The 26,486-nt window shown below is 67.7% G+C and carries 27 protein-coding genes; 10 read left to right on the top strand and 17 right to left on the bottom strand.

The genetic code is table 11. The features are described from left to right. Position 1 precedes the first annotated feature (1 nt). The 6 genes from ORK51_RS00365 to ORK51_RS00340 are packed head-to-tail and all read right to left on the bottom strand — an operon-like array spanning position 2 to position 4,309. On the bottom strand, positions 2–1,687 hold the full coding sequence (locus ORK51_RS00365; protein WP_266083414.1) for an ApeI family dehydratase: 1,686 nt from the start codon (positions 1,685–1,687) through the stop codon (positions 2–4). Next, on the bottom strand, positions 1,680–2,231 hold the full coding sequence (locus tag ORK51_RS00360; RefSeq protein ID WP_019185495.1) for a COG4648 family protein: 552 nt from the start codon (positions 2,229–2,231) through the stop codon (positions 1,680–1,682). The genes ORK51_RS00365 and ORK51_RS00360 overlap by 8 nt, the downstream gene beginning before the upstream one ends. 22 nt (positions 2,232–2,253) lie before the next feature. Further along, positions 2,254–2,511, bottom strand: a complete 258-nt coding sequence (locus tag ORK51_RS00355) for an acyl carrier protein (protein ID WP_019185496.1) — start codon at positions 2,509–2,511, stop codon at positions 2,254–2,256. A gap of 20 nt (positions 2,512–2,531) precedes the next feature. After that, on the bottom strand, positions 2,532–2,792 hold the full coding sequence (locus tag ORK51_RS00350) for a phosphopantetheine-binding protein (protein ID WP_019185497.1): 261 nt from the start codon (positions 2,790–2,792) through the stop codon (positions 2,532–2,534). Then, complete coding sequence (locus ORK51_RS00345) at positions 2,779–3,582, bottom strand: lysophospholipid acyltransferase family protein (protein ID WP_266083413.1); 804 nt, start codon at positions 3,580–3,582, stop codon at positions 2,779–2,781. The genes ORK51_RS00350 and ORK51_RS00345 overlap by 14 nt, the downstream gene beginning before the upstream one ends. Beyond that, positions 3,575–4,309 (bottom strand): beta-ketoacyl synthase chain length factor, encoded by a 735-nt coding sequence (locus ORK51_RS00340; protein ID WP_070426212.1) that lies wholly within the window; start codon positions 4,307–4,309, stop codon positions 3,575–3,577. Before ORK51_RS00340 ends, ORK51_RS00345 begins: the two co-directional genes overlap by 8 nt. A gap of 126 nt (positions 4,310–4,435) precedes the next feature. Between ORK51_RS00340 and ORK51_RS00335 the strand changes: the two genes are divergently transcribed. Beyond that, on the top strand, positions 4,436–5,458 hold the full coding sequence (locus ORK51_RS00335; RefSeq protein ID WP_266083412.1) for a chorismate transformation FkbO/Hyg5 family protein: 1,023 nt from the start codon (positions 4,436–4,438) through the stop codon (positions 5,456–5,458). Positions 5,459–5,656: 198 nt separating this feature from the next. On the opposite strand, the gene cydB is transcribed toward ORK51_RS00335, so the two are convergent. Both cydB and ORK51_RS00325 read right to left on the bottom strand, forming a co-directional pair. Next, the gene (cydB, locus tag ORK51_RS00330) at positions 5,657–6,670 is read right to left on the bottom strand and encodes a cytochrome d ubiquinol oxidase subunit II (RefSeq protein ID WP_019185501.1); all 1,014 of its coding nucleotides are present in this window, start codon (positions 6,668–6,670) and stop codon (positions 5,657–5,659) included. A 1-nt stretch (position 6,671) separates the two neighbouring features. Then, positions 6,672–8,069 carry a cytochrome ubiquinol oxidase subunit I gene (locus tag ORK51_RS00325; protein ID WP_266083411.1) on the bottom strand — a complete coding sequence of 466 codons (1,398 nt, stop codon included), beginning with the start codon at positions 8,067–8,069 and terminating at the stop codon, positions 6,672–6,674. A 319-nt stretch (positions 8,070–8,388) separates the two neighbouring features. On the opposite strand from ORK51_RS00325, the gene ORK51_RS00320 reads away from it, so the two are divergent. The 5 genes from ORK51_RS00320 to hemF all read left to right on the top strand — a co-directional run bounded on the left by ORK51_RS00320 (position 8,389) and on the right by hemF (position 14,457). Further along, the gene (locus ORK51_RS00320) at positions 8,389–10,755 is read left to right on the top strand and encodes a S9 family peptidase (RefSeq protein ID WP_266083410.1); all 2,367 of its coding nucleotides are present in this window, start codon (positions 8,389–8,391) and stop codon (positions 10,753–10,755) included. 28 nt (positions 10,756–10,783) lie between these two features. Then, complete coding sequence (locus ORK51_RS00315) at positions 10,784–11,203, top strand: NUDIX hydrolase (protein ID WP_070427489.1); 420 nt, start codon at positions 10,784–10,786, stop codon at positions 11,201–11,203. 66 nt (positions 11,204–11,269) lie between these two features. After that, entirely contained in the window at positions 11,270–11,833 is a 564-nt protein-coding gene (locus ORK51_RS00310; RefSeq protein ID WP_070426216.1) for a hypothetical protein, read from the top strand. 51 nt (positions 11,834–11,884) lie between these two features. Further along, the gene (locus ORK51_RS00305; RefSeq protein WP_070426217.1) at positions 11,885–13,519 is read left to right on the top strand and encodes a hypothetical protein; all 1,635 of its coding nucleotides are present in this window, start codon (positions 11,885–11,887) and stop codon (positions 13,517–13,519) included. A gap of 41 nt (positions 13,520–13,560) precedes the next feature. Further along, a complete protein-coding gene (gene hemF, locus ORK51_RS00300) occupies positions 13,561–14,457 on the top strand; it encodes an oxygen-dependent coproporphyrinogen oxidase (RefSeq protein ID WP_019185641.1) in 897 nt (298 codons plus the stop codon). A 29-nt stretch (positions 14,458–14,486) separates the two neighbouring features. Here hemF and ORK51_RS00295 read toward each other — a convergent pair whose 3' ends face one another. Both ORK51_RS00295 and polA read right to left on the bottom strand, forming a co-directional pair. Next, positions 14,487–14,963, bottom strand: a complete 477-nt coding sequence (locus ORK51_RS00295) for a DUF421 domain-containing protein (RefSeq protein ID WP_070426218.1) — start codon at positions 14,961–14,963, stop codon at positions 14,487–14,489. 358 nt (positions 14,964–15,321) lie between these two features. Beyond that, a complete protein-coding gene (polA, locus tag ORK51_RS00290; RefSeq protein WP_070426219.1) occupies positions 15,322–18,093 on the bottom strand; it encodes a DNA polymerase I in 2,772 nt (923 codons plus the stop codon). Between the two features lie 97 nt (positions 18,094–18,190). On the opposite strand from polA, the gene ORK51_RS00285 reads away from it, so the two are divergent. Together ORK51_RS00285 and ORK51_RS00280 are read left to right on the top strand one after the other, a co-directional pair. After that, positions 18,191–18,472, top strand: a complete 282-nt coding sequence (locus tag ORK51_RS00285; RefSeq protein WP_019185638.1) for a DUF2782 domain-containing protein — start codon at positions 18,191–18,193, stop codon at positions 18,470–18,472. 82 nt (positions 18,473–18,554) lie between these two features. Then, on the top strand, positions 18,555–18,794 hold the full coding sequence (locus ORK51_RS00280) for a hypothetical protein (protein WP_019185637.1): 240 nt from the start codon (positions 18,555–18,557) through the stop codon (positions 18,792–18,794). A gap of 112 nt (positions 18,795–18,906) precedes the next feature. Here the strand turns inward: ORK51_RS00280 and ORK51_RS00275 are convergent, their stop codons facing one another. The 3 genes from ORK51_RS00275 to ORK51_RS00265 form a co-directional block, all read right to left on the bottom strand. Then, positions 18,907–19,353, bottom strand: a complete 447-nt coding sequence (locus tag ORK51_RS00275) for a universal stress protein (RefSeq protein WP_019185636.1) — start codon at positions 19,351–19,353, stop codon at positions 18,907–18,909. Positions 19,354–19,427: 74 nt separating this feature from the next. Continuing rightward, the gene (locus tag ORK51_RS00270; protein WP_070426221.1) at positions 19,428–19,997 is read right to left on the bottom strand and encodes a sugar O-acetyltransferase; all 570 of its coding nucleotides are present in this window, start codon (positions 19,995–19,997) and stop codon (positions 19,428–19,430) included. Between the two features lie 49 nt (positions 19,998–20,046). Then, the gene (locus ORK51_RS00265; RefSeq protein WP_019185634.1) at positions 20,047–20,304 is read right to left on the bottom strand and encodes a hypothetical protein; all 258 of its coding nucleotides are present in this window, start codon (positions 20,302–20,304) and stop codon (positions 20,047–20,049) included. A 214-nt stretch (positions 20,305–20,518) separates the two neighbouring features. Here ORK51_RS00265 and ORK51_RS00260 point away from each other — a divergent pair, with 214 nt between their 5' ends. Further along, a complete protein-coding gene (locus tag ORK51_RS00260) occupies positions 20,519–21,250 on the top strand; it encodes a ThuA domain-containing protein (RefSeq protein ID WP_070426222.1) in 732 nt (243 codons plus the stop codon). Between the two features lie 4 nt (positions 21,251–21,254). Here ORK51_RS00260 and ORK51_RS00255 read toward each other — a convergent pair whose 3' ends face one another. Beyond that, positions 21,255–21,809 (bottom strand): hypothetical protein, encoded by a 555-nt coding sequence (locus tag ORK51_RS00255; protein ID WP_026070161.1) that lies wholly within the window; start codon positions 21,807–21,809, stop codon positions 21,255–21,257. A gap of 137 nt (positions 21,810–21,946) precedes the next feature. Further along, positions 21,947–22,273 carry a low molecular weight protein tyrosine phosphatase family protein gene (locus ORK51_RS00250; RefSeq protein ID WP_266083409.1) on the bottom strand — a complete coding sequence of 109 codons (327 nt, stop codon included), beginning with the start codon at positions 22,271–22,273 and terminating at the stop codon, positions 21,947–21,949. Between the two features lie 108 nt (positions 22,274–22,381). Here ORK51_RS00250 and ORK51_RS00245 point away from each other — a divergent pair, with 108 nt between their 5' ends. Next, positions 22,382–23,119, top strand: a complete 738-nt coding sequence (locus ORK51_RS00245; protein WP_266083408.1) for a hypothetical protein — start codon at positions 22,382–22,384, stop codon at positions 23,117–23,119. A gap of 67 nt (positions 23,120–23,186) precedes the next feature. On the opposite strand, the gene uvrD is transcribed toward ORK51_RS00245, so the two are convergent. Continuing rightward, positions 23,187–25,376 (bottom strand): DNA helicase II, encoded by a 2,190-nt coding sequence (gene uvrD / locus ORK51_RS00240; RefSeq protein ID WP_019185629.1) that lies wholly within the window; start codon positions 25,374–25,376, stop codon positions 23,187–23,189. Positions 25,377–25,410: 34 nt separating this feature from the next. Next, the gene (bla, locus tag ORK51_RS00235; protein WP_216636712.1) at positions 25,411–26,412 is read right to left on the bottom strand and encodes a subclass B3 metallo-beta-lactamase; all 1,002 of its coding nucleotides are present in this window, start codon (positions 26,410–26,412) and stop codon (positions 25,411–25,413) included. Positions 26,413–26,486: the final 74 nt, after the last annotated feature.

Here is a 26,486-nt window from a genome sequence, read left to right as displayed (position 1 = left end):
ATCACGCATCACCAAACACCACCCGGCCGCTGGCGTGCACGCCATGGACGGAGACGTAGCGGAAGCTCATCGCCGACCTGGCCGCATCCCAGCCCAGGCTCAGCTGCAGGCAGTCGCCCGGGCGGGCCACGTGCTGGAACTTGACCGCGTCCATGCGCAGGAACTGCGGCGGCATCGTGAATGCGCTGCGGCCGTAGTGGATCGCCCAGTCCAGCTGGACCACGCCGGGCAGGATCCTGGCCTGCGGGAAGTGCCCGTCGAATGCGACCAGGTCCGGATCCAGCACGAGCTGCAGCGAGGCGCTGGTGGCATCGCGCTGCTGCCACTCGGGGGTCGGCATCAGCGGCCGGAACAGGGCCGCCAGTGCCGCGGCCGTAACCTTGCCCTGCGCGTTGAGCGGCAGTTCGTCGATGAAACGCCAGCGGCGCGGCCGGGTCACGGCATCGTGGCTTTGGGCCAGATGCGCGCCGAGCTGCTGCGCCTGGCGGCGGCGCTGTGCATCGTCCCAGTTCGCGGCGCCCGCCGCCTGCGGCACCACCACGGCGGCCAGCTGTTCGCGCGCGCCCGGCAGCACCAGCACGCGCACGTCCTGCACCGCCGGGTGCGCACGCAGCTGCTGTTCGAGGGCGTCCAGCGAGACACGGCGCTCTTCGATCTTGACGATGCGGTCGGCGCGGCCGAGCAGCCGGAAGCTGTGGCCGTCATCGGCGACGGCGCGGTCCTGGGTCAGCCACCAGTCGTCGTTGTCCAGGTGCGGCGAACGCACCGCCAGGCAACCTTCCTCGATCCGCCAGGCAACGCCCGGCAACGGATGCCACTGCGGCTGGGCGGCACTCCAGCGCCGCCAGGCCACGCCACCGGTCTCGCTGCTGCCGAAGACCTCGGTCGGGGCCACGCCCATCAGGGCGCGGACCTGCAGCGCCGCCTCGGTCGGCAGCGGGCCGCCGGAGGAGAACACCGCACGCAGCTGGCCGCCCAGCGAGGACCAGTCCAGCTGTTCGGGCAACCGTTTGAGGTGGGCCGGGGTCGCCACCAGCACCGACGGCTGGCCGCCCAGCGCGCTGACCAGGTCCTCATGGAAAAACCGGCGCGGCTGGATCGCGCGGCCGGCCACCAGCGGCCACAGCACGCGGAACAGCAGGCCGTAGATGTGCTGGTGCGAAACCGTGCCCTGCACCTGCGCGCCGTCCATCTGCTCGCCGAAGGCGGCCTGCAACGCATCCACCTCGCGGGTAAGCTGGCGCATGCGTTTGACGATCGCGCTCGGCGCACCGGTGCTGCCGGAGGTGAACACCACCAGTGCCAGTGCGGCTTCATCCAGCGGTTGCAGCACCACGGCGGGATCGACCTCCGGATCCGGCTGCAGCGGCGCATAGCGCGCCGGCACGTCACCCGCAAAACCGGCCACGCGTGGGCTCAATCCTTCCAGCGTGGCCGGCAGGTTGTCGCCCCCGAGGAACACGCGCTTGCCGGCATGCCACGCCCCCAGCAGAGCGGCGGCGAAGGTGAGCGTGTCATCGAAATACAGCGCCCAGTCGGTGCCGGGCGCGCGTGCAAAGGCCTGCTGCCAGCGCAGCACCTGCGTGCGGAACTGCGGATGGTCCACCACGGTGTCGCCGGCGATGCCGACGATACGGCCCGGGCGCGGCACCAGCGCCAGCCGGTCCAGTGCGATCCACTCAGCCATGCGCATGCGCCGCCTTGACCCGTCGCCGGACCAGCCATTCCCCACCAAACAGAGCACCCATCATCACGTACGCCAACAATCCGTTGTAGAACGCCCAGACCTGGTTGGACGCCCACAGCGCCGTGGCCAGGGCCAGACTTCCGTTGAGAACAAAGAATCCGCACCAGATCCAGGTGACGCGGCGGGTATAGATCACGGCGAACGGCGGCAGGTCCGGCTCGCTCAGCCGCGCCAGACGCTCCACCGCGCTGGGGCCGAAGCGCAGGCTGGTAGCGAAGATCACCAGCATCACCGCATTCACCAGCGCCGGGTACAGCTTCAGCGGCAGCGCCTGGTTGAAGGCCGTGGCGACCAGGGCGAGCACGCCGGTACCGAGCGCGGCCACCCACCACACCGCCTGGCGGGTGGTCAGCGCGCGCAGCGCGGCCAGGGTGAACAGCAGCAGCGACAACCAGCGCGGCTCGAACCGGCCCAGCGACAGGTACACCACCAGCGGGTATGCCAGCGACAGCAACGCAAACGCCGCGACGCGTACCCGGACCATGGTCAGTCTTCAGCGATGGCCGTCAGGCGGCCGCTTGACCGGGCAACAGCCCGTGCACCACATCCACGATGTCCTGCACGGTGCGCACCTGCTTGAAGGCTTCCGGTTGCAGATTGCGGCCGAGCAGCGGCTTGAGCTGCACGATCAGGTCGACCGCGTCGATGCTGTCGATGTCCAGGTCGTCGTACAGCCGCGCGGCAGGCGTGATGCGGCTCGGCTCGATCTCAAAGCTGTCCTTGAGGATCTTGACGATGCGCTCGAAAAGTTCGTTCTTGGTCATGGGTAAATCCTGACGCGCCGTTAGGACGGCTGGCGTGCGGCGACAAACTCGCTCAGGGCACGCACGCTGGAGAAATGGCGACGGGTCTCTTCCGAATCGGCTGACAGGCTGACACCGTACTTTTTCTGCAGGGCCAATCCAAGTTCCAGCGCGTCGATCGAATCCAGGCCCAGCCCCTCGACAAACAGGGGGGCGGCGGAATCGATGTCTTCGGGAGTGATGTCTTCCAGTGAAAGCGATGAAATGATCAATTCCTTGATCTCGTGCTCAAGTGCCTGCACGGGTCGGGTCTCCAGCGAAGTCGAAGTAATGGGCAAGATGATCGGTCACACGCCTGGCCGCCAAGGCATCCCCCCTGGGCGCATCGCCGGTCTCGTTCAGAAACGGGGCGATCGGGAGATCCTCCCCGACTTCCAGCTGAACGTGAAATCGCCGTGATGGCACACGATACCATTTCTGGCCCTTGGTCAGGGTCGGCGGGGTGCAGGTGATCCGCACCGGGGTGATGTCCAGCCGGCCCCGCACCGCGATGTTGGCCGCGCCACGCTGCAGGCGCGGCGGCTGCCCGGGCACGGTGCGGGTCCCTTCCGGGAAGATCACCAGGTTGCCGCCGGCCTGGACCGCGGCGATGCAGTCGTCCACCAGCCCGGCCCCATCATCATTGGAGACATAACCGGCGGCACGGACCGGGCCGCGCATGAACGGGTTGCGGGCCACGGCCTGCTTGACCACGCAGTCGGCATTGGGCAGCTGGGCGATCAGCAGCACCACGTCGATCAGGGTCGGATGGTTGGCCAGGATCAGCAGGCCGTTGCGCTGCAGGCGCTCGCCCCCGCGGATCTCGTAGGTCATCAGCCCCAGCCGGCGCATCAGGCCGACGTGGGTGGCGAAACCGGCCTGGACCAGGCGCCGCGCCAGCACGCGCCGGCGGACCGGGTCGCGGACCAGCAACAGGGACAGGAACAGCATCCCGCCCAGGACCAGCCCGCCGATCCCGAAGGCGGCAAAGCTCAGCCCCGTGCCCAGCACCCGCCAGGCACGGTTGATCCGGGCCGGCCAGCGCTCAGCCATGGCGTTGCCAGCTCCAGTGCTGGCCGTCGGCCTCCAGGCCCAGCGAAGGCGACCCCGCCAGCAGGAAGCGCAGCGCTTCAAGGCCATGCGGCAGACCGTCGGAGGGACGATCCCCGCCGCCGGCACCCCAGCCCAGCGACAGTCGGGTGCCGGGGCCGCTGGCTGGCCCGAGCCGCCAGCACCACGCGAAGAAAGGGTCGGGCTCGTCGGCGAAGCCGGCATAGATCGGCGGCAGCGGCGATTCGTACACCACCAGCCGCACCTCCGGCGCACCATCGGCGAGCAGCCCGAAGGCCTCCACGCAGGCCGTTTCCACCGTGGCCCGGCCGGCCGCGAGGGCCAGATAGTTGCCCCGCTGGCCGCGGGCGATCGAGTACAGCGCGGCGATCGCGTTGTGCACCGACAGGCCGAAGCCGGTCGGCGACATCGGCTGGTCTGCACTCAGGGTGTTGAGCAGCTCCATCGAACGGGCCACGTCGCCGTGCCGCGAGGCGAACACCAGCGGCACCCGGCCACCGTCGTCGGGCTGCTCGCACCAGCAGGCGGTCTGGATCGCCATGCGTCCGAGCCGCTCGATGCGACGTCGCTGCATGGCGGGCACTTCGGACAACGCGGGGGTGTCCTCACCGGTGGGCAGCCAGGGGGCCTTCGCCCACGCCTGCCACTGCGCGTGGGTGGTGATGCCCGGCGCCCACGCCGCCCAATCGATTACAGAAAACTCAATCATTCCCGCCAACATGATGGATGGGTACCAGGAGAAGGCCGTCGACATCGCCTGGCACCGGTGGCGGCGCCGGGAAAGGAGCGCACGCTATCATGACACTCTCGGCACTGGCTGCATTCACATTCTGAAATGAGCAACACGATCGACAACGCAACGGCCCCGGCAGTCGCTTCCCTTTCCTCCGGACCCGCGTTGTTCCGTGTCGCGTACGTCCCGGCCACGCAGCGCGAGGCGGCACTGGCCGACCCGCGCACACTGGCCGTGTTCGGCTTCGGCCTTCCCCGCGCCACGCTGGACGACCCGCGCTGGCTGCAGGTGCCGCTGGCCGAACAGGGCCCGGCGCAGATCGAGGTCTGGCGCGGCGGCACGCCGGTCGAACACGGGGTCACCGACGGGGTGCGCTGGTCGCACAACGACAGCCTGCTGTTCGGGGTGCTGGAGATCGAGGAGACCGACAGCGATATCGAATCGGCTGCGGCCGAGGCCTACGCGCGGATGAGCGCGTTCCTGTCGCGGTGCGGCTATCCGCACCTGCTGCGGACCTGGAACTATCTTGATGCCGTGACCGAGGGCGACGGTGACCAGGAACGTTATCGGCGCTTCTGCGTGGGCCGCGTCCGTGGCCTGCGCGAGCTGGACGAGGCCGCGCTCCCGGCGGCGACCTGCATCGGCCGTTTCGATGGCGAGCGCCGCCTGCAGGTGTATTGGCTGGCCGCGCGTGAACCGGGCCAGCCGCTGGAGAATCCGCGCCAGGTGAGCGCGTTCCGGTACCCGCGCCAGTACGGGCCGCAGTCGCCCAGTTTTTCGCGTGCGCTGCTGCCGCCGCTGGCGACGGGCCTGCCGTTGCTGCAGTCGGGGACGGCGGCGATCGTGGGCCATGTGTCGCAGCACACGGGGGCGGTGGATGAGCAGTTGCGCGAGACGCTGACGAATCTGCAGAGCCTGGTGGATACGGCGCGCGGCCAGCGGCCGTCGTTGTCACCGGTGCTGGGTTCGGGCTCGGTGCTCAAGGTGTATGTGCGCCGGGCGGAGGATATGGGCCCGGTGGCGGCGCAGATGGCGGCGCTGCCGACGGCACCGCCGTTCGTGGTGCTGCATGCGGAGGTGTGCCGCGCGGAGCTGCTGGTGGAGATCGAGGGGCTGCACGGCTGAGCCAAACGGCGTGATGTGCCGGTCGTGCCTGATCGGGGTCGGCGTCGGTGGCGTGCTGCCCGTAGAGCCGACCGTCGGTCGGCTGCTCTTCGCCATCGCTGGCACCCGTCGAGCCCCCATAGATGGGTTTACGGCACGTGCGGGCAGGGTCTGACCGCCCTCGCCCACACGGAACCGGGAATAGCCACCGCGCTTTCCTCAGTGATACCCCACATCCGCCCGCACCTTGCCGCGGAACACCCGGTACGACCACGCCGTATAGCCCAGGATCACCGGCAGCAGGATCACCAGCCCGACCAGGCTGAAGCTCAGCGACGAGGCCGGCGCGGCGGCCTGCCACAAGGTCATGCTGGGGGGCAGCAGGTACGGCCACATGCCCAGCACCAGGCCGATGAAGCCCAGCACGAACAGGCCCAGCGTCAACAGGAACGGCGGCAGATCGCGCTTGGGGTGCATCGCGCTGCGCCACAGCGCCGTGGCGACCGCCAAGGTCAGCAACGGCACCGGCGAGAGCCACCAGAAGTTGCCATCGCTGAACCAGCGCGCCATCAGGCGCGAATCCAGGAACGGCAGCCACGCGCTGACCAGGCCCATGAACACGATCACGGCGACCACCAGCGGGCGGGTCAAGGTGCGCGCGAAGGTCTGCTCGCGGCCCTCGGTCTTGAGGATCAGCCAGGTGCTGCCCAGCAGCGCGTAGCCGAACACCACGGCAGCGCCGGTCAGCATCGAGAACGGGCTGAACCAGCTGAAGGCGCCGCCCACGTAACGGCCATCCACGACCTGAAGGCCCTGCACAAGCGCGCCGAGGATCACGCCCTGCGCGAACGCGGCCAGCAGCGAACCCAGGCCGAACGCCACGCTCCACAGCTTGCGCGAGCGGTGTGCCTTGAAGCGGAATTCGAAGGCCACGCCGCGGAACACCAGCGCCACCACCAGCAGCAGCACCGGCAGGTACAGCGCGGACAGCAGCGCGGCGTACGCCTTCGGGAAGGCCGCCATCAACCCGGCCCCGCCCAGCACCAGCCAGGTTTCGTTGCCGTCCCAGATCGGCGCGGCGGTGTTCATCATGATGTCGAGCTGTTCTTCATCCTCGGCCATCGGCGCCAGGATGCCGATGCCGAGCACGAAGCCATCCAGCACCACGTACATCAGCACGCCGAAGCCGATCACCGCGAACCATGCCACGGGCAACCAGGTGGTCATCTCCATCTCAGCGCTCCTCCAGCGGTTCATCGGCACCGGACAGCGGCCGCGCCGGGGTGTGGCTGCCGGCATCCAGCTTCGGTGCCGGCTCATGCGGCTTGGGACCGGTGCGGATGATCTTCACCAGGTACCAGATGCCCCAGCCGAACACGAACGCATAGCCCACGATGTACACACCGAGCGACAACGCCGTCATCCACGCAGTCTGCGGGCCGACTGCATCGGCCGTGCGCAGTACGCCATAGACCACCCACGGTTGCCGGCCCATCTCGGTCACGAACCAGCCGGAAATCAGCGCGATGAAGCCGCTGGGCAGCATCCAGTTCCAGCCGCGGATCAACCAGCGCGACTGCAGCAGTTTGCCGCGCCACCACTGGAACGCCGAGACCCAGGCCAGCAGCAGCATCAGCGTGCCCAGCCCGACCATCACCCGGAATGCGAAGAACACCGGGACCACCGGCGGCCGATCGCTGGCAGGCACCGAGGTGAGCGGATCGAAGGTGCCATCCAGTGAATGGGTGAGGATCAAACTGCCCAGGCGCGGGATCGCGATTTCATAATCATTGCGCTCGGCCTTTTCATTGGGTACCGCGAACACCACCAGCGGCACGCCCTTGCCCTCACCTTCGGAATGCCAGTGCGCTTCCATCGCCGCGATCTTCATCGGCTGGTGCTTCAACGTGTTCAGGCCATGCATGTCGCCGACGAAGATCTGTACCGGCACCGTCAGCGCGGCGAAGCCCACCGCGGCCAGCAGCATCTTGCGACCGGCCTCGCGGTGCACGTCCTTGCGCAGGTACCACGCCCCCACGCCGCCGATCACGAAGCAGGTGGTGATGAACGAGCCCAGGGCCATGTGCGCGAGGCGATACGGGAAGGAGGGGTTGAACACCACCTGCCACCAGTTCTGCGGGTGCACGATGCCGTCGATGATGTCGTAGCCGGCCGGCGTCTGCAGCCAACTGTTGGAGGACAGGATCCAGAACGTGGAGACCAGCGTGCCCAGCGCCACCATGCAGGTGGAGAAGAAATGCAGCCGCGGCGAGACCTTGCCCCAGCCGAACATCATCACGCCCAGGAAGCTGGCTTCCAGGAAGAACGCGGTGAGCACTTCATAGGTGAGCAGCGGCCCGATCACGGTACCGGCGACCTCGCTCAGCCGCGGCCAGTTGGTCCCGAACTGGAAGGCCATGACGATGCCGCTGACCACGCCCATGCCGAAGGACACGGCGAAGATCTTCTGCCAGAAGAAATACAGCTCGCGCCAGACCGGATTGCCGGTGCGCAGCCAGCGCGATTCGACAAAGGCCAGCCAGCTGGCCGTGCCGATCGTGAAGGCCGGGAACAGCACGTGGAAACTGATGACGAACCCGAACTGGATCCGGGACAACAACAACGCGTCCAAGAGACGCCTCCGACTGGCTTCTGGAATCCGCACCAGTCTGGGCCTGTATCCGTGAAAGGCACATGCGACCCGGTGACGCGCTGCTTCACTTTGTCGCAGGTGGGTCGGGCGCTGGGCCCCCATACCCTTGGAGGCGAAATAAAGGGGGAGGGGGCGGCCGCAGGCCGACGCCGGAGGACATTCGCCGGAAAGGGTATGGGGGCCCAGCGCCCGACCCACCGGCCGTCGCTCATGAGCGCACGCCCATGACCTGTGGCCCCTTCCCGCGGCCCTTGCGGCTGCTACGCTTGCCGGGTTTTCCTCATTGGTGCCGCCCGCAATGCCCAGAACGCTGCCTTTGTCCCTGCTGCTGCTCGCCGCCCTTGGCGGCGCTGCCCATGCGGCGCCGACGCCGATCACCATCGAGCAGGCCATGGCCGACCCGGACTGGATCGGTCCGCCGGTCGAGAGCGCCTGGTGGTCGTGGAACAGCCAGCAGGTGGAGTACCAGCTCAAGCGCACTGGCAGCCCGGTGCGCGACACCTTCCGCCAGCCGGTCGCCGGTGGGGTGGCGGCGCAGGTTGGCGATGACCAGCGCGGCACCCTGGATGTGGACAGCCCGGTCTACGACAGCGCGCGACAGCGCTCGGCGTTCGTGCGCAATGGCGATGTGTTCGTGCGTGACCTGCGCAGTGGCGCGCTGACCCAGCTGACCCGCAGCACCGAGAAGTCCGGCGCGGTCAATTTCGCCCGCGATGGCGGCGTGATCTGGCGCACCGGCCAGAACTGGTTCCATTGGACGGCCGCCGCCGGCGTGCAGCAGGTCGCCAGCCTGAAGGCCGAAAAGAACCCGGACGACGCGCCCAAGGCCGACACCCTGCGCGAGCAGCAGCTGCGCACCCTGGCCACGCTGCGCAACGATCGCGCCCAGCGCGAGGCGCTCAAGGCGCAGGAAGCCAGCTGGCGCCGTGCCGACGGCACCCGTGCGCCGGGTCCGGTGTATCTGGGCGCCGATGTGGAGATCGTCGACAGCGTGCTCTCGCCCGATGCGCGCACCCTGATCGTGGTCACCAAGCCGAAGAGCTTCGATGAAGGCCGCGGCGGCAAGATGCCCAAATACGTGACCGAATCGGGTTACGAAGAATTCGAAGACACCCGCACCCGCGTCGGCCGCAATGATCCGGAGCCGAATGCGCTGTGGCTGGTCGATGCCGTGGCCGGCACGGTCAAGCCGCTGTCGCTGGACGGTCTGCCGGGCATCGCCACCGACCCGCTGGCCGCGCTGCGCAAGGCCGCCGGCAAGGACGCGCTGAAAGGCAATCGCCCGGTGGAAGTGCTGGGCGGCCCCGGCGCGCCCGGCATCCGCTGGAGCGCCGATGGCCAGCAGGCCGCGATCATGCTGCGCGCCAATGACAACAAGGACCGCTGGATCGCCAGCGTGACCCCGGCCAGCGCCAAGCTGGAGACGCGTCATCGCTTGACCGACAGCGCCTGGATCAACTGGAGCTTCAACGATTTCGGCTGGTCCAACGACAACCGTACGCTGTGGCTGCTGTCCGAAGAATCCGGCTACTCGCACCTGTACACCCAGCAGGGCACGGCCAAGCCGCAGGCGCTGACCGGCGGCAAGTGGGAAACCTCGATGCCGGTGCCCAGCGCCGATGGCCGTGGCTTCTACTTCCTGTGCAACCAGCAGTCGCCGGGCGATTACGAAGTGTGCGCGGTCGATACCGCCAGCAGGCAGGTGCGTGAGCTGACCGCGCTCAACGGTGTCGAGGACTTCTCTCTCTCCCCGGACGGCCAGCAGCTGCTGGTGCGGTACTCCGGTGCCTACCTGCCGACCCAGCTGGCCGTGGTGCCCGCCGCCGGTGGCCAGGCCAAGGTGCTGACCGACACCCGCACCGCCGAGTTCAAGGCGCGCGAGTGGATCCAGCCCAAGCTGGTGCAGGTGCCGTCCAAGCACGGTGCCGGTGTGGTCTGGGCCAAGTACTACGGCCCGGACACCTTCGAGCCGGGCAAGCAGTACCCGATCGCCATGTTCGTGCACGGCGCCGGTTACCTGCAGAACGTGCACCAGCAGTACCCGGCCTACTTCCGCGAGCAGATGTTCCACAACCTGCTGGTGCAGAAGGGCTACGTGGTGCTGGACATGGATTACCGCGGCAGCGCCGGCTACGGCCGCGACTGGCGCACGGCGATCTACCGCAACATGGGCCACCCGGAACTGGAAGACTACAAGGACGGCCTGGACTGGCTGGTCCAGACCAAGCAGGGCGACCGTGACCACGCCGGCATCTACGGCGGCTCCTACGGCGGCTTCATGACCTTCATGGCGCTGTTCCGCTCGCCGGGCACGTTCAAGGCCGGCGCCGCGCTGCGCCCGGTGGTCGACTGGCACCAGTACAACCACGGCTACACCGCCAACATCCTCAACACCCCGGACATCGACCCGGAGGCGTACCGCAAATCGTCGCCGATCGAATACGCCGACGGCCTGCAGGACCACCTGCTGATCGCGCACGGGATGATGGATGACAACGTGTTCTTCCAGGACTCGGTCAACCTCACCCAGAAGCTGATCGAGCTGCACAAGGACAACTGGTCGATCGCGCCGTACCCGCTGGAACGCCACGGCTATGTGCGTGCCGATTCCTGGCTGGACCAGTACAAGCGCATCCTCAAGCTGTTCGAAGAGAACCTGAAGTAAGCCAGCGATGACGTCGGTGCCCACTGACGTGCAGCACGCCGCGGCGACGATCGATATCGTCGCCGCGGTCGTTTTCGATGCCGGTGGCCACGTGCTGGTGGTGCGCAAACAGGGCTCGGCGACCTTCATCCAGCCGGGTGGCAAGCCCGAGCCGGGCGAGGCGCCGCTGGCCGCCCTGGCGCGTGAGCTGGACGAAGAACTCGGCGTCACCCTGGTGGCTGGAAGCGCCGTGGCGCTGGGCTGCTTCGAGGCGTGGGCGGTGCACGAAGCCGGGCACCGCGTACGGGCCCACGCGTTCCTGGTCACGATCACCGGGACGCCGCGGCCACAGGCGGAAATCGCCGAACTGGCCTGGGTGCCGTTGCGCCCGCCGCATGGGCGGCGCTTGGCACCGTTGAGCGCAGACCATATCCTGCCCGCGGCCGCAAACGCGGTGGCGGCGACCTAGACGTTGCGGCCTGCCCAACCAGGACACCGGATGTCAGCGTCGCTTCCCCCGCAATTGCCTTCCTCCATGCCCCGGCCCAGCGGGGATGGCGCCCCTGCCTTTCTCGCCCCCCTGCTCAAGTCCGTCCTGCTGGTCTGCCTGGCCTCGGCCGCGATGTGGGCCGTCCTGGCCCTGGTTGCCATTCCACTGTCGGGCGCGGAGGCGCTGCAGGCGCTGCTGGCCGATGAGGAGCTGCACTGGCTGCCCGGCTCGCTGCGCTGGCTGCTGACCCACCCGGTGCTCGCCAACGTGCTGCTGTGCATGTCCAGCCTGCTGGGCAGTGCGGCGTGCTGGGGGATGCTGCGTCGCTGGCGCTGGGCATGGGCACTGTTCATCGTGCTGCTGGCGGTCACCGCCGTGCTCAACGTGATCGCCGCGTGGTTGCTGGACGATGCGTTCGGCCACCTGCTGGCGCAGATACCCGACGACACGATGTCGATTGAACTGCTCAAGCTGCGCAGTGAACTGCGCGTGCAGCGCGTGATCTGCAGCGGCCTTGCCGGCATGACCGCGCTGGCCTTCGCGGTCCTGCAGGGCTGGCTGATCGTGCGCCTGTGCGCGGCCGATGTGCGTGCCCTGTTCCGCCGCTGACATTTCCCCCGCAGCGCCACCGTGCGCTGCACGACCTGCAAGGATGATGGTGTGACCGTTTCCCTCCCCCTTCTGCGCCGCCACGGCTGGCGCACGACCCTGTTCACCCTGCTCACGGCGGTCAGCCTGCCCGCGACCGCAGCCGCCCAGGCGATGGTGTGCGGCACGTTCGTCTCCGAGGACACCGGCACCACGTTGACCCTGCACAGTGCGAATGAAGGCGTGCGGCAGATTCCCGGCCAGGCACCCGAGCCGTACCTCCTCAGCCGCCTCGGCGACGAGCTGAAGCTGGCCGACCTGGACAATGGCGGCGTCGGCGCGCTGACCGTAGAGGACGGCGGCCGCCTGCTCAGCGACCGCTTCAACGCGTACCGCCTGCAGAAGGCCGCCACCTGTCGCCCCGCCACGGTGTTCCCCGCTGCGTCCTGCCGGGCCGAGATCGGCACCTGCCTGGACGACATGCTTTTCGCCAGCAACGACCGCCTCCGCCAGTGGTGCCACGAGGATGTCCCGGCCGCCTGCAAGCGCCTGCTGGCCAACTTCCAGACCGAAGCGCGCGAGGCCGACAGGGTGGTCGCGAGACAGAGCATTGCCGCAGAGCCGCCCGAACCGGACGTCTGCAAGCCCGAATCCGCTCAGTATGACGAGGACGCCTGCCTGGAGGCCGCGCGCGAAGCCGTGAGCCAAGCCTTTGCCAAGGCTCTGCTCGGCGGCCTCACCGCCGATGCCTCGCCGCTGCCGGCCGCGCAACTGGATGAGATCACCGCGCTCTGCCAGGCACAGACCAGCGGCACGTTCTGCGCCAAGGCCGCCGAAGCACTGTGGGACGCCGGCCGCCTGGTTCCCGCCCGCGATGCACTGCATCGGGCCTGCACCCGGGGCCACGACCCGCGCGCCTGTGAGCGGGCCGCCCCGCTGGCGGGGCTGGACGCCACGGCGTTGAGCCCGGTGGCAGCCACGTCCCTGCCCTGCGGCAGCTATGTGGCCAGCCAGGGCCTGATGGACCATCTGCCGTTCGGCGATGGCGGCATGATCGACAGCGGCTTCGGCGGCAAGCTGCGCGCGCGCCTGGTCGATGGCGACATCCGCGTACGTCACGACCAGGGCGACGATTTCGTCTTCAAGCGCCTGGCCAATGGCAACCTCATCGGCATGGACAGCTGGAACCGCTTCAGCTACTACGCACACACCGGCGAGGCGCAGCAGTGCAGCGCGCCGGTGGTCTTCGTCGAAACCCCGCTGCCGCAGGACTGCCCGACGCTGGCCCGCGAAGGCGGTGCCCAGGCGTGCTGCGCGGCCGGCAAGCTGCAGGGCTGCAATGCCGCCGGTCATCAGCTGGCGCTGCGCAACCGCTGGGCCGAGGCGTCGCCGTTCTATCTGACGCTGTGCACCGCCGGCGTGCGCGAGGGCTGCGAGAACCTGGCCAGCGTCTACGAACACACCGGTGACGAGGCGCTGCCCGAGCAGATGGCCGCGATCTGCGCAAAGGACGGCAACGGCACCCACGTCGCCTGCGATGTGCACGCGACCCGCAACTGGGGCCTGCTGCAGGTCAGCGCCGGGCTGGAGCAGATCGCCGAGCGCATGGCCGCCGAGGCCGAGGCGGACGACGATGCCGATGCGCCGGCCCAGGCCCCTGCCGCGACAAAGGACAGCAGCAACCGCAACCGCAAGAGCGGCCACTGAGCACACGCAGGCCGTGCACCGGCCTGCGGTAAAGTAGCGCCATGAACGACTTCGACCGCGTCCGCGCGTATCTGACCGACCTGCAGGACCGCATCTGTGCGGCGATCGAAACCGCCGACGGCCAGGCCCGCTTTGCCGAAGATCTCTGGCAGCGTGCGGAGGGTGGCGGTGGCCGTACCCGCATCCTGCGCGACGGCGCGGTGTTCGAGCAGGCCGGGATCGGGTTTTCCGATGTGGCCGGTACCCGCCTGCCGCCATCGGCCTCGGCGAACCGGCCGGAGCTGGCCGGCGCGTCATGGCGCGCGACCGGCGTCTCGCTGGTGTTCCATCCGGCCAATCCCTATCTGCCGACCACGCACGCCAACGTGCGCTACTTCCGCGCCGAGCGCGATGGCGTGGCGGTGGCGTCCTGGTTCGGCGGCGGCTTCGACCTCACCCCGTTCTACCCGATCGACGAAGACGTGCGGCACTGGCACCAGGTTGCGCACGATCTGTGCGCGCCTTTCGGCGAAGAGCGCTATGCGGCGCACAAGCGCTGGTGCGATGAGTATTTCTTCCTGCGCCACCGCAACGAGACGCGGGGCGTAGGCGGATTGTTCTTCGACGACCTGCATGGCGACTTCGAGCGCGATTTTGCGTATCTGCGCGCGGTCGGCGACGGCTTCATGGACGCCTATCTGCCGCTGGTCGAGCGCCGCAAGGACACGCCGTATGGCGAGCGCGAGCGCGAATTCCAGCTGTACCGGCGCGGCCGCTATGTCGAGTTCAACCTGGTCTACGACCGCGGCACCCTGTTCGGGCTGCAGAGCGGCGGGCGCAGCGAGAGCATCCTGATGAGCCTGCCCCCGCGCGTGCGCTGGGAGTATGGCTTCCAGCCGGAGGCCGGCAGCGACGAGGCGCGTCTGGCCGACTATCTCGTGCCGCGCGACTGGGTGTAACCGGCCGCGGCACCGCAGCGGCCGGAGCGCTACCCCTTCTTCGGCACGATCGTGATGTGGCCGTTGATCTCCAGCACCGCCAGGGCGACATCGTCGATGGACAGGCAGCCCTGCTGACGCATCGCCGCGTCCAGGTCGGCCGGGGTGACCAGTTCGCGCTTGAGCACGGAATCGAGCACCTTGCCATCGCGCGCGATCAGGATCGGCTCGCCTTCAACCAGGGTTTCCACCCGTCGGCTGCGCGTGCTGAGCCAGCCCACGCCGTAGTTGATCGAGATCAGCGTCGCCGCCAGCAGCAGGCCGCCGCCCAGGGAGGTGTCCTGGCCCAGCAGGGCGTTCTGCACCGCGTTGCCGAGCAACACGATCAACAGCACGTCGAACGGGGTGATCTGGCCCAGCGCGCGCTTGCCGGACAGCCGGACCATGCCCAGGACCACCACGTACACCACCACCGCGCGCAGGATGAATTCCCACCACGGCATGGCCAATGCAAACAGGTCGCTCATCGCCTTTCCCCGGACTGGTCCAGCCAGCATGGGCCGGCACCCGCTGCGAGGCAATGGCCGGGCGGCGCGGAGGGGCTGCTTTCGGCGCCACAAATAAAAAGCCCCGCCAACCAGGGGGAGGTTAGCGGGGCCGGGGAACGGGCGCTTGGGGAGGAGCCCCCGTTCCGAGATCTGCTCCAGGGGATGGGAGAGATCCACAACAGGCATTGCGCCTGTCGAGGTCTATCAAAGCACTCCGAACATTGATAGTTCGTGAAGGGGCCCAATTAATCCGCCCCTCATCCCGGAAACATTCATCCAACAGTCAGATTATCGTGGCGCAATGAACCGATTCAGCCTTTTGACTGTGATTCAGGCCTCAATGTGCCTCATCCCAGTTATCACCGACGCCGGCATCCACCACCAGCGGTACCCGCAGTTCGGCCGCTGACGACATCAATTCAACGACTTTCAAACGCAAGGTATCGAGGAAACTACTTTCGGTTTCAAAGACCAGTTCATCGTGTACCTGCAGAATCATCTTGGCCTGGTCGCTGTGGTCGAGCAGCCAGCTGTCCACCTTCACCATGGCGCGCTTGATGATGTCGGCCGCCGTGCCCTGCATGGGGGCATTGATGGCGGCGCGTTCCGCCCCGGCGCGCAGGCCCTGGTTGCGGGCGTTGATGTCGTTCAGGTACAGCCGACGGCCGAACAGGGTCTCCACGTAGCCCTGGTCCCGGGCCTGCTGGCGCATCCGTTCCATGAAATCACGCACGCCCGGGTAGCGGCTGAAGTACAGCGCCACGTAATCCTGGGCCTGGCCGCGGTCGATGCCCAGGTTGCGGGCCAGCCCGAACGCACTCATGCCGTACATCAGCCCGAAGTTGATCGCCTTGGCGGCCCGGCGCTCGTTGGAGGTGACCTCCTCCAGGCTGCGGCTGAAGACTTCGGCCGCGGTCGCCCGGTGCACGTCCACGCCCTGCTCGAAGGCCCGCACCAGGCCGGGGTCTTCGGAGAGGTGGGCCATGATCCGCAGTTCGATCTGCGAGTAATCGCAGGCCAGGATCTTGCGGCCCGGCGGGGCGACGAAGGCGCGGCGGATGCGGCGGCCGTCCTCGGTGCGGATCGGGATGTTCTGCAGGTTCGGGTCGGACGAGGACAGCCGGCCGGTGGCGGCGCCGGACTGGTGGTAGCTGGTGTGTACCCGCCCGGTGTCCTGGTTGATCATCTCCGGCAGCTTGTCGGTGTAGGTGCTGCGCAGCTTGGCCAGCCCGCGGTACTCCAGGATCACCCGCGGCAGTTCATGCTGCTCGGCGATCGCCTCCAGCGCCTCTTCGTTGGTGCTGGGCTGGCCCTTGGGCGTCTTCACCAGTGCCGGCAGCTGCAGTTCGTCGAACAGCACGGCCTGCAGCTGCTTGGGCGAATCCAGGTTGAAGGTGCGCCCGGCCAGCTCGGTGGCCTTCTGCTGGGCGGCCAGCATGCGCGAGCCCAGGTCCTGGCTCTGCCGGCGCAGCTCGGCCATGTCGATGTGCACGCCATTGGCTTCGATCCGCGCCAGCACCGGCACCAGCGGCATCTCGATGTCGCGGTAGACGCCGTCCAGCGAGGGCGTGGCCTGCAGTTGTGGCTGCAGCGCGTGGTGCAGGCGCAGGGTCACGTCGGCATCTTCGGCAGCGTAACGGCACGCTTCGTCCAGGCCCACCTGCGAGAACGAGATCTGCTTGGCGCCCTTGCCGGCCACCTCCTCGAACTTGATCGTGGTGTAGCCCAGGTAGCGCATCGCCAGCGAGTCCATGTCATGGCGCGTGGCGGTGGAATTGAGCACGAAGCTCTCCAGCATGGTGTCGTCGTGGTACCCCTGCAGGTTCACGCCGTGGCGGCGCAGCACGTGCAGGTCGTACTTGCCGTGCTGGCCAAGCTTCTTCCTGGTGGGGTCTTCCAGGGCAGGGCGCAGCGCTGCCAGCACCTGCTCGCGCGGCAGCTGGGCCGGCGCACCCGGGTAATCGTGGCCGACCGGGATGTAGGCCGCCCGGCCCGGCTCGACCGCCAGGCTGATACCGACCAGGTTGGCGCGCATGGCGTCCAGCGCGTCGGTCTCGGTATCGAAGGAGATCAGTTCGGCCGTGGCCAGGCGCTGCACCCAGGCGTCCAGCTGTTCAGTGGTCAGCACCATCTCGTACTCACCGGGGGCGGAGAGCGCCGGGTCGACCGGCACCACCGCCTCCTCCGCCGTGCCGCGGGCGTAGCCGGCCGCGGTGCCGCGCAGGCTGACCGGGGCATCGCTGGCGGCGGCGGGGGCCGGCACCGGGCCGCCCAGCTCCTTGAGGGCCTGGGTGAAACCGTAGCGCAGGTACAGCTCGCTCAGCGAGGGCACATCCGGCTCGCGCAGCGGCAGCGTCTGCGGCGTCACTTCCAGCGGCACGTCGGTGCGGATCGTGACCAGCTCGCGGTTGAGCGGCAGGCGCTCCAGCGCCGCGCGCAGGTTTTCGCCGATCTTGCCCTTCATGGTCGGGGCTGCGGCGATCACGCCGTCCAGGTGCTGGTACTCGGCCAGCCACTTGGCGGCGGTCTTGGGGCCGCACTTTTCCACCCCCGGCACGTTGTCCACCGCGTCGCCCATCAGCGCCAGCAGGTCGACGATCTGGTCGGCACGCACGCCGAACTTCTCCATCACCGCCGCGTCCGAATCCATGCGGCTGCCGGTCATGGTGTTGACCAGCTCGATGCCCGGGCGGACCAGCTGGGCGAAGTCCTTGTCACCGGTGGAAATGGTGACCTGCAGGCCATCGCGGTGGCCCTGCAGGGCCAGCGTGCCGATCACGTCATCGGCTTCCACGCCGGGGATGCGCAGGATGCTCAGGCCCAGCGCTTCGACGATGCGGCACATCGGCTCGATCTGCGGGCGCAGGTCGTCGGGCATCGGCGGGCGGTTGGCCTTGTAGTCGGCGTACAGGTCGTCACGGAAGGTCTTGCCGGGCGCATCGACCACGAAAGCGACGTACTCGGGGCGCTCCTTCAGGGTGGCGCGCAGCATGTTGACCACACCGAACAACGCGCCGGTGGGTTCACCGTGTGCGTTGGTCAGCGGCGGAAGCGCGTGGAACGCGCGATACAGGTAACTGGACCCGTCAATCAGGACTAATCGGCTCATGCGACGATTCTACGCGCCCGGCCCTGACCGTCGTCGGCACCGGGCTCACGATCCATCGGGCATAATCAGGCCCTCTTCGCCCAAGGACTCCCGGCCCATGAAGATTCTGTTGCTCGCAGGCCTGCTCGCGCTGGCCGGCTGTGCCACCGGTGGCGGCGGCAGGCCCCCGGTCGATGTCACCGGTGCCGACGTGGTCAAGACGGTCCAGGACAACGGCGACACCATCGAGGAATACCGGGTGGGTGGCCAGCTGCGGATGGTCAAGGTGACCCCGTCGCGCGGTGCCCCGTTCTACATGTATGACCAGAACGGCGATGGCCGCATGGACAGTGACAAGGACGGCGTCTCGCCGGTCTACTGGAAGCTCTACAGCTGGTGAACCGCGGCGTTGTGCGCCCGGCCGCCCCGTGTCCGCACGCGGTGGCCGGGGCAACACGCCCGTCCCTGCACGCCTACGCTCGATGACCACACCCGAACGCCGCACTGCCCCGAACCCGGCTGAACTGCGCGCCGGCCTGACGGCGGAGCAGCGCCAGGCGGTGGAAACGCTGGAGCATTTCGGCTGGCAGCTGCGCTTCGTGCGCCGCCCGCTGTTCCGCGACCCGATCCCGGTACTGTTCGACCGCCACGGTGAGCGCTATGTGGTGCTGCAGCCCGATGGCACGCTGGATGAATCGCAGACGTTGAAGCTGCGCGACTGATCGGACGCGCACGCTTTGCGACGAAGGGGAGGTAGTGCCGGCCGCTGGCCGGCTGCGCGTGCATCAGGCCAACCTGGGAGCCGGCCAGCGGCCGGCACTACCGCTTTCCCCATTACCGGATGACCAGTACCGGTACGGTGCTGCGTGCCAGCACTTCGGCGGTCTGGCTGCCGAGCAGCACACGGGTAACGCCACGGCGACCATGCGAGGTCATCACGATCAGGTCGCTGCCGCGTTCAGTGGCGGTATCGATGATGCCGTCGGCGGCATAGCGGTCAAGCACGTGCACGGTGGTGGTGCGCAGTCCCTGCGCCTCGGCGGCGGCCTTGGCCGGCTGCAGCACCTTCTGCGCGGTCTCTTCGCGGTCGGCTTTGTACTCGGGCGTGTTCATGTAGCCCACGCTCCAGCCCATGGCGTCGTACATGCCCACCGCCCACGGTTCGGAGACGGTCACGATATCGACCTCGGCATCGAGGTCCCTGGCCAGCTCCAGGCCCTTGGCCAGGCCTTTTTCAGCCAGCTCCGAACCATCGGTGGCGATCAGGATGCGCTTGTACATGGCAGAGCTCCTTGGGGTGGCAATGGGAACATCACCATTGCACACCCGATGTGGACGCGGTGCCTTGAGCTGGATCAATCGCCGTGGGTGCGTGCAGTCACTCCCCGTGCCGGGTTGCCCACCACCGTCGCACCGGCCGGTACATCGCGGGTGACCACGCTGCCGGCACCGACCACCGCGTCATCGCCAATGGTTACGCCGGGCAGTATGATCGCGCCGCCGCCGATCCAGACATTGCGGCCGATGCGCACCGGCCTGGCCGACTCCAGGCCCTGCGCGCGTGCCTGCGGATCGCGCGGATGGTCGGCCGCATAGATCTGCACCGCCGGGCCGATCTGGGTGCCATCGCCGATGCTGACCTCGGCCACGTCCAGGATCACGCAGTTGTAGTTGAGGAATACGCCCTGGCCCAGGCGGATGTTGCTGCCGTAATCGCAGTGGAACGGCGGCCGGATCACCGCGCCTTCGCCGACCGCACCGAGCTGCTCGCGCAACAGCGCGCGGCGCACGGCCGGGCTTTCGGCCAGGGCCGCGTTGTAACGGACCATCCAGACCTTGGCCGCCGCCATCTCGGCCTGCAGTTCCGGGTCGCCCGGACGATACGGCATCCCGGACAGCATCTTTTCCTTTTCGCTCGGACCCATGTGGCCTCCATCAGACAGAGCCCGATGATGCCGGTTGCCCACGCGCGTGTCAGCGTGCGCCACGCCGTGTGCCCAGCAGTGCCACCACCGCGAAGACGACGCCGCTCAGCCAGAACCACAACGTTGCGGGGCCGATGCACACCACGCTGGGCTGTGGCTGGCAGCGCAGGCGCAGCAGATCGAAGTCGCCGCCGCCGGCCAGGCAGCTCTGCGCGTGGTGGACCAGGGCCAGCACCGGCTCGGCCCAGCCTGCCGACCACGTCAGCAGGACCAGTGCAGCAAGCAGATACGGAATTCCCTTGTTCACGAGTGCGCTCCCAGCGGACAGGGGCAGACTCTGGGCGCCGCCCTTGGAAGCGACAAGCGGCACGCGACGAAGCGCGTGAAATCCGGGATGAGCCGGGGAGGATCCGGGATGAAGCGTGGCCGCCTGCCCCGCCCCCTGCCCGATCGCGCGCGCATGCGTTGCCCGTGCTGCAGCGCAGGACGCCAGGCGCCACGGCCCGTGACAGACTCCGCGCATGCGCCGACTGCTCATCGCCCTGCTGTGTTCGCTGCTCCTGCTCCCGATGGCCGGGCTTGCCGCCCCACCCGGCGCCGACCGCATCCTGATCTTCACCCGCACCGCCAAGTTCCACCACGACTCGATTCCAGTGGCCGTGGCGACGCTGCGCCAGCTGAGCACCGAGGCCGGATTGAGGGCGGACCACAGCGAGGACCCGCGCGACTTCCGCGCCGACACCCTCGCCCGCTACCGCGCCGTGGTCTTCGCCAACACCACGGGCGATGTGCTCGATGCCACGCAGCAGGCCGCGATGGAGCAGTTCATCCGCAACGGCGGCGGTTTCATGGGCGTGCACGCTGCCGCGGACACCGAGTACGACTGGCCATGGTATGGCGAGCTGGTGGGCGCGTGGTTCCACAAACACCCGGAAGGTCTGCAGGACACGTTGGTGCAGCCCGAACGGGACGGGAAGGCTTCCGGAGTGGCCTGGCCGATCCGCGATGAGCTCTACAACTACCGGCGCAATCCCCGTGGGATGGTGCAGGTCATCGCGACGGTGGACGAATCGCGCTACGACGGCGGCACCATGGGTGCCGATCATCCCATCGCCTGGTGCCGGCCCTTCGATGGCGGCCGCAGCTGGTATACCGGGCTGGGCCACGACGCGGCGGTGTATGCCGACCCGAATGTGCGCGCGCAGCTGCGCCGTGGCCTGCGCTATGCGGCAGGCCACGCGCCGGCGTGTTGATCGATCAGGCGGTGCGTACCACGCGCGCGCCCTGGCACAGCGGGTAGCTCGCCAGCAGGTCGGCGATACGCTCGTGCATCGTGTCGAACGAGGCGCCATACAGATACAGCGCCGTCTCGGTCGGGCCCTGCCACCAGCTGCAGATCTCGCCGTGGCCTTCGATACGCTCGACGATCTGCTCGAACACGTAGTTCGAATCGCACTGCTCGTAGACCTCATCGGGCAGGTCGGTGCCGTTCAAGTACAACGCCAGGCCCTCGGTGACACCGAACGGCTGATCGGCAACGCCTTCGCGCTGGATCAGCGAGCCCTTGGGTGCACCCAGCTGCTGCAGCAGCTCGATCACGCCGGGCAGCGAGGCCGGATCGTTCAACGCGATCTCGATATCGCCATAGTCCACTTCGCCGTCGTCGGTCAGCGCGGTGCCACCGCCCGTGATCTCGCCCAGTTCGGCAGTGCCCAGCAGGGCATCCAGCGGATCTTCGAACAGCTCGTGGCGATGCTCGGGCTGAAGCTTGGCGTTCAACTTCACGGTGACGTGCAGCGGCGAATCGGTCATGGCGGGGGCCTGCGCGAAAGATATGCCGCCCATTGTAGTGCCGGCCGCTGGCCGGCTCCCATGTGTAGAGTCGAGCGGTGCTCGACTGCCTTTCGGCAGTAAGCAGCCGAGCATGGCTCGGCGCTACAACAGCGCGGTCAACGCAGGAACGGCGCCACCTTACGTTTGAGCAACTCCACCAGCACCGGGTCCATGTACTCGTAGTCGTCGGGGATATCCAGGCAGATTACCCGCTTGCCGCCCAGCCATGCGTTGTAGCGACTGGACAGCCGGTTGCGGTGCGCCTTCTCCATCACGAAGACCAGGTCGGCCCACTGCAACAGTTCCGGACTGAGCACTTCCTCGGCGTGGGCCAGCAGCCCTGCCGAGGCGGTCTTGATACCGGGCCAATCGGCAAATACCTGCTCGGCCGTCGGGCTGCGCAGGCGGTTCTGGCTGCAAAGGAAAAGTACGTTGCGGGTCATGGCTCGCAGCGTAATCGGGGGCAGATTCCTTTTCCATCGGAAAAGGGATCTGACCCCACAGGACAATCTAAACAAATTGCATTGCTGACGAAGGTTCCGACAGCCATCATGGGCTTCCCCACCGTCCAGATAACCATGATCACCAGAGATGAGCTGTTGAGGGAATTTGGCGAGGTCGGCGAAGCCCATGGTTGCTACGTTGGCAAATACGTCGTTGCGACGTACACGCTTTATTGCTGCCTGCGAAACGCCGACGGGCATGATCTGGCGATCACCTCGAAGGACATCCATGATCCGCAGTTCGCTTCCAGCGTAGGGCTGAGCGCTCCGTCCCACCTGCCTCATGACAAACCGACGATTTTTGCTATTCCACCAAACATCTATGGATTCACCCACGCGATAGCGGTTCCCAGCACGTATCACGGGCTCCTGAACCGCAGTGCGAATCGAACCGACCTGTTCCTGTGTCTGCCGATCTTCCAGTGCGAGTTCAGCGGCAACGAATCAGAAGAGGATTTCAAGTGGTCCACGCATCACATCGTCGACGTCAACAACTGGCGCAGGATCAGGCAACCGAAAATCAGCCTGTATTTCGACAACCCCCGGACTGGCGGCGGAGCGGACAAGGACGGGGCCATCGTGAGTCTTGAGACACTGATGGCCGAAATCGAAAACCTCAACGGAGTGAGCGATGGCTTCATCGAGATCACCAATTATCGCGACGAGGTGATCGAAGTGCTGTCGCCGGAGGAAGGGCGCTACGTGCTGATCCAAAACCGTCAGCATGAAGAGCTGATGGAACGCGCCGGGGTGGTGGCAGCCGTGGAGACGTTCACCACCGGCTGACGATCGACCGCTGTTGAGGAGCCGAGCATGGCTCGGCTCTACAGGAATTCCCGGCCCCCGACGGTGATCAGATCACCGTCAGGTTGGCATACGCCATCACCAGCCACTTGCTGCCGGCTTCGATGAATTCCACCTGCACGCGGGCGTGCTGGCCGCTGCCTTCGTAGTCGGTGACCATGCCTTCGCCGAACTTGGGATGGTTGACCATCGCGCCCAGCTTGAGCGGCGGTGCTTCCAGCGCCGCATGGCCCATCACCCGGTTGGCGCCCAGCGAGGTGCCGCGCGAGACCTGCACCTTGGGGCGCACTTCGTTCACCAGCTCACGCGGGATCTCGCGCAGGAAACGCGAGGGCACGTTGTAGTTGTCCTGGCCGTGGATGCGGCGCGATTCGGCGTAGCAGAGCACCAGCTTCTGGCGCGCGCGGGTGATGCCCACGTAGGCCAGGCGACGCTCTTCTTCCAGCCGGCCGCTTTCTTCCAGCGAGCGTGCACTCGGGAACAGGCCGTCTTCCATGCCGGCCAGGAACACCAGCGGGAATTCCAGGCCCTTGGCGGCGTGCAGCGTCATCAACTGCACGCCCTCTTCGCCGGCCTGGGCCTGGCCTTCGCCAGCCTCCAGCGAGGCGTAGGCGAGGAAGGCGACCAGCTCGCTCATGTCCTGGGTTTCTTCGACGTCATCCTCGCGACGCACGAAGCGCGAGGCCACCGAGACCAGTTCGTCCAGGTTGTCCGCGCGCGATTCCGAGTCCAGCGCGTTGCGGCTTTCCTTGGACCAGTGCTCGCGCAGGCCCGAGCGCATGAGCACGTGGTCGATGCGTTCGGCCAGGGTCATCGTGTCCGCTTCGGCCTGGAGCTGATTGACCAGCACCAGGAAACCGGCCAGCGCGTTGCGTGCGCGTGCGGCCAGCGCATTCCCCTGGGTGGTCAGCATGGTCGCTTCCCACAGCGAGATCGCCTGGGCGCGCGCCAACCGGCGCACTTCATCCAGGGTGCGGTCGCCGATGCCGCGCGTCGGCGTGTTGACCGCGCGTTCGAAGGCGGCGTCATCGTTGCGGTTGGTCATCAACCGCAGGTATGCCAGCGCGTCCTTGATTTCGGCGCGCTCGAAGAAGCGCATGCCGCCATACACACGGTACGGCACCTGCTCGGAGAGCAGTGCTTCTTCGAACGCGCGCGACTGTGCGTTGCTGCGGTAGAGCACGGCCACGTCGCCGTAGCTGCCGCCATCGCGCACCCACTGGCGCGCCCGCTCGACCACGTAACGCGCCTCGTCCATTTCGTTGTAGGCCGCGTACAGATCGATCGGATCGCCATCGCCGCTGTCGGTCCACAACTCCTTGCCGATGCGGTCCGGGTTGTGCGCGATCACCGCATTGGCCGCGCCGAGGATGTTGGCGGTGGAGCGGTAGTTCTGCTCCAGGCGCACGGTCTGCGCACCCGGGAAATCCTTCAGGAAGCGCTGGACGTTCTCGACCTTGGCGCCGCGCCAGCCGTAGATGGCCTGGTCGTCGTCGCCGACCACGAACACGTGGCCGCTGTCGCCGGCCAGCACGCGCACGAAGGCGTACTGGATGGCGTTGGTGTCCTGGAACTCGTCCACCAGGATTTCGCGGAAGCGCGAACGGTAGTGGGCCAGCAGGGCCGGGTTGTCGCGCAGCAGTTCATGCGCGCGCAGCAGCAGCTCGGCGAAATCGACCAGGCCGGCACGGTCGCAGCGCTCCTGGTAGGCCGCGTAGGCCTGGCGCATGGTCTCCAGCCACGCATCATGCGGCTCGGGCTGGATGTGCTGTGGGCGGCGGCCCTCGTCCTTCTGCTCGTTGATCCACCAGGCGATCTGCTTCGGCGGGAACTTGCCGTCGTCGATCTCCAGCTGCTGGACCACGCGCTTGACCAGCCGCAGCTGGTCGTCCGAGTCCATCACCTGGAAGCTGTCGGGCAGCTTGGCGTCCTGGTAATGCAGGCGCAGCAGGCGGTGGGCCAGGCCGTGGAAGGTGCCGATCCAGGCGCCGCGGCTGCCCTGCGGCAGCTGCAGGTCGATGCGGTGACGCATCTCCCCGGCGGCCTTGTTGGTGAAGGTGACCGCAAAAATGCCATGGGTCGGCACGCCGCAGACTTCATTGAGCCAGGCGATGCGGTGGATAAGCACGCGGGTCTTGCCGGAACCGGCACCGGCAAGCACCAGATGGTGGCCGGGCGGGGCGGACACAGCTTCGCGCTGGGCGGGGTTCAACCCGTCGAGCAAGTGGGAAACATCCATGTCCCCATTTTACGCCCTCCGGGCCGCCCCTGCGTCAGGGCGCGCGTCCGGCCGCTTCCTCGGCAAGCCGTTTGTCCAGGTTGATGCGCCCCTGCTGTGCGTAGCGGCGGCAGGCGCCGGCATCGACCAGCGGAGAGGCCGCGTCGTCCTGCAGACGGGCGAACAGGTCGCTGCCCAGTGGATGCGGCGTGACATGCACGTCGCAGGGAAGCGCGGCCAAGCGGTCCAGGCCGCGCCGGAAGGCCTCCACCATCCGCGGGTGATCGATATAGCGGTACTGCGCATCGGAGATCGCACTGACGCTGTCGGTGTAAGCGATATCCAGGCAGCGCCCAGCGTCGCATGAACGCCAGGTCCAGCTGGTTCCGCCCGGCGTATGGCCCGGGGTGGCGTGGGCAGTCAATGCCAGCGGACCGACGCGGACGACCTCGTCATCGCCGATGGCCCGAACCTGCGCTACCGGTGGAAATGCCGCGCCTTCCTCAAGGTACTGTGGATCATTGCGGTCGCTTCTGCCGTTGCGCAGGGTGGCCACGGCAGGGGCCCGCGCCAGCAGCGGTGCACCGGTGGCCGCCTGCAGATGCGCCAGGCCGGCGGCGTGATCGTAATGCTCGTGCGAGTTCAGCAGGTACGTCACGTCGCGCGGGTCGAAGCCCAGCGTGCGGATATTGGCCTCGATCAGCGGGCCAGCCGGTGTCGTGCCGCCATCGATGAGCACATGGCCCTGATCGGACGTCACCAGCACGGCCGCCAGGCCACAGGTGCCCACGTACCACGTATTGCCGAAGATACGCCGCGGCGGGGCACGATCGTTCCATCCCTCCATCACGCTCGCACCCGCCGGACAGGCGGGAATGTCGCCCAGCGCGGTGGCGGCGGCCGCTGCCTCGGCACCCCGAGCGGTCGCAACAGCGCCATCAGCAGGTGCCTGACGATGGCAGGCGGCCAGACCCAGCATGGCGCCCAGCAAGGTGAGTGCGCGCAGCGTGGCCCTCGCAGGGGCAGGGGTGGCGGTCCGGTCGGGGCTGGACGACATGGGCATTTCCCTCTGTGAAACACACGAGCCTAGAGCCGTCTCCACCCCATCACCAATGCAGATTTCGAAAGGGA

Origin of the sequence: Stenotrophomonas sp. RIT-551 (assembly GCF_026241915.1) — a bacterium.
Taxonomy (GTDB): domain Bacteria; phylum Pseudomonadota; class Gammaproteobacteria; order Xanthomonadales; family Xanthomonadaceae; genus Stenotrophomonas; species Stenotrophomonas bentonitica_A.
The sequence above is the reverse complement of the archived record's forward strand: the minus strand, read 5'-3'. Positions and strand labels throughout refer to the sequence as shown.

Bases quoted from the DNA above. Each gene is read 5' to 3' on its own strand.
- hemF (WP_019185641.1), top strand. From the start codon at position 13,561: ATGAACGACTTCGACCGCGTCCGCGCGTATCTGACCGACCTGCAGGAC.
- polA (WP_070426219.1), bottom strand. From the start codon at position 18,093: ATGAGCCGATTAGTCCTGATTGACGGGTCCAGTTACCTGTATCGCGCG.
- ORK51_RS00345 (WP_266083413.1), bottom strand. From the start codon at position 3,582: ATGGCTGAGCGCTGGCCGGCCCGGATCAACCGTGCCTGGCGGGTGCTG.
- ORK51_RS00320 (WP_266083410.1), top strand. From the start codon at position 8,389: ATGCCCAGAACGCTGCCTTTGTCCCTGCTGCTGCTCGCCGCCCTTGGC.
- ORK51_RS00355 (WP_019185496.1), bottom strand. From the start codon at position 2,511: ATGACCAAGAACGAACTTTTCGAGCGCATCGTCAAGATCCTCAAGGAC.
- ORK51_RS00280 (WP_019185637.1), top strand. From the start codon at position 18,555: ATGACCACACCCGAACGCCGCACTGCCCCGAACCCGGCTGAACTGCGC.
- ORK51_RS00245 (WP_266083408.1), top strand. From the start codon at position 22,382: ATGGGCTTCCCCACCGTCCAGATAACCATGATCACCAGAGATGAGCTG.
- ORK51_RS00260 (WP_070426222.1), top strand. From the start codon at position 20,519: ATGCGCCGACTGCTCATCGCCCTGCTGTGTTCGCTGCTCCTGCTCCCG.
- ORK51_RS00365 (WP_266083414.1), bottom strand. From the start codon at position 1,687: ATGGCTGAGTGGATCGCACTGGACCGGCTGGCGCTGGTGCCGCGCCCG.
- ORK51_RS00250 (WP_266083409.1), bottom strand. From the start codon at position 22,273: ATGACCCGCAACGTACTTTTCCTTTGCAGCCAGAACCGCCTGCGCAGC.
- ORK51_RS00360 (WP_019185495.1), bottom strand. From the start codon at position 2,231: ATGGTCCGGGTACGCGTCGCGGCGTTTGCGTTGCTGTCGCTGGCATAC.
- ORK51_RS00275 (WP_019185636.1), bottom strand. From the start codon at position 19,353: ATGTACAAGCGCATCCTGATCGCCACCGATGGTTCGGAGCTGGCTGAA.
- ORK51_RS00270 (WP_070426221.1), bottom strand. From the start codon at position 19,997: ATGGGTCCGAGCGAAAAGGAAAAGATGCTGTCCGGGATGCCGTATCGT.
- ORK51_RS00285 (WP_019185638.1), top strand. From the start codon at position 18,191: ATGAAGATTCTGTTGCTCGCAGGCCTGCTCGCGCTGGCCGGCTGTGCC.
- ORK51_RS00255 (WP_026070161.1), bottom strand. From the start codon at position 21,809: ATGACCGATTCGCCGCTGCACGTCACCGTGAAGTTGAACGCCAAGCTT.
- ORK51_RS00335 (WP_266083412.1), top strand. From the start codon at position 4,436: ATGAGCAACACGATCGACAACGCAACGGCCCCGGCAGTCGCTTCCCTT.
- uvrD (WP_019185629.1), bottom strand. From the start codon at position 25,376: ATGGATGTTTCCCACTTGCTCGACGGGTTGAACCCCGCCCAGCGCGAA.
- ORK51_RS00295 (WP_070426218.1), bottom strand. From the start codon at position 14,963: ATGAGCGACCTGTTTGCATTGGCCATGCCGTGGTGGGAATTCATCCTG.
- bla (WP_216636712.1), bottom strand. From the start codon at position 26,412: ATGTCGTCCAGCCCCGACCGGACCGCCACCCCTGCCCCTGCGAGGGCC.
- ORK51_RS00340 (WP_070426212.1), bottom strand. From the start codon at position 4,309: ATGATTGAGTTTTCTGTAATCGATTGGGCGGCGTGGGCGCCGGGCATC.
- cydB (WP_019185501.1), bottom strand. From the start codon at position 6,670: ATGGAGATGACCACCTGGTTGCCCGTGGCATGGTTCGCGGTGATCGGC.
- ORK51_RS00310 (WP_070426216.1), top strand. From the start codon at position 11,270: ATGCCCCGGCCCAGCGGGGATGGCGCCCCTGCCTTTCTCGCCCCCCTG.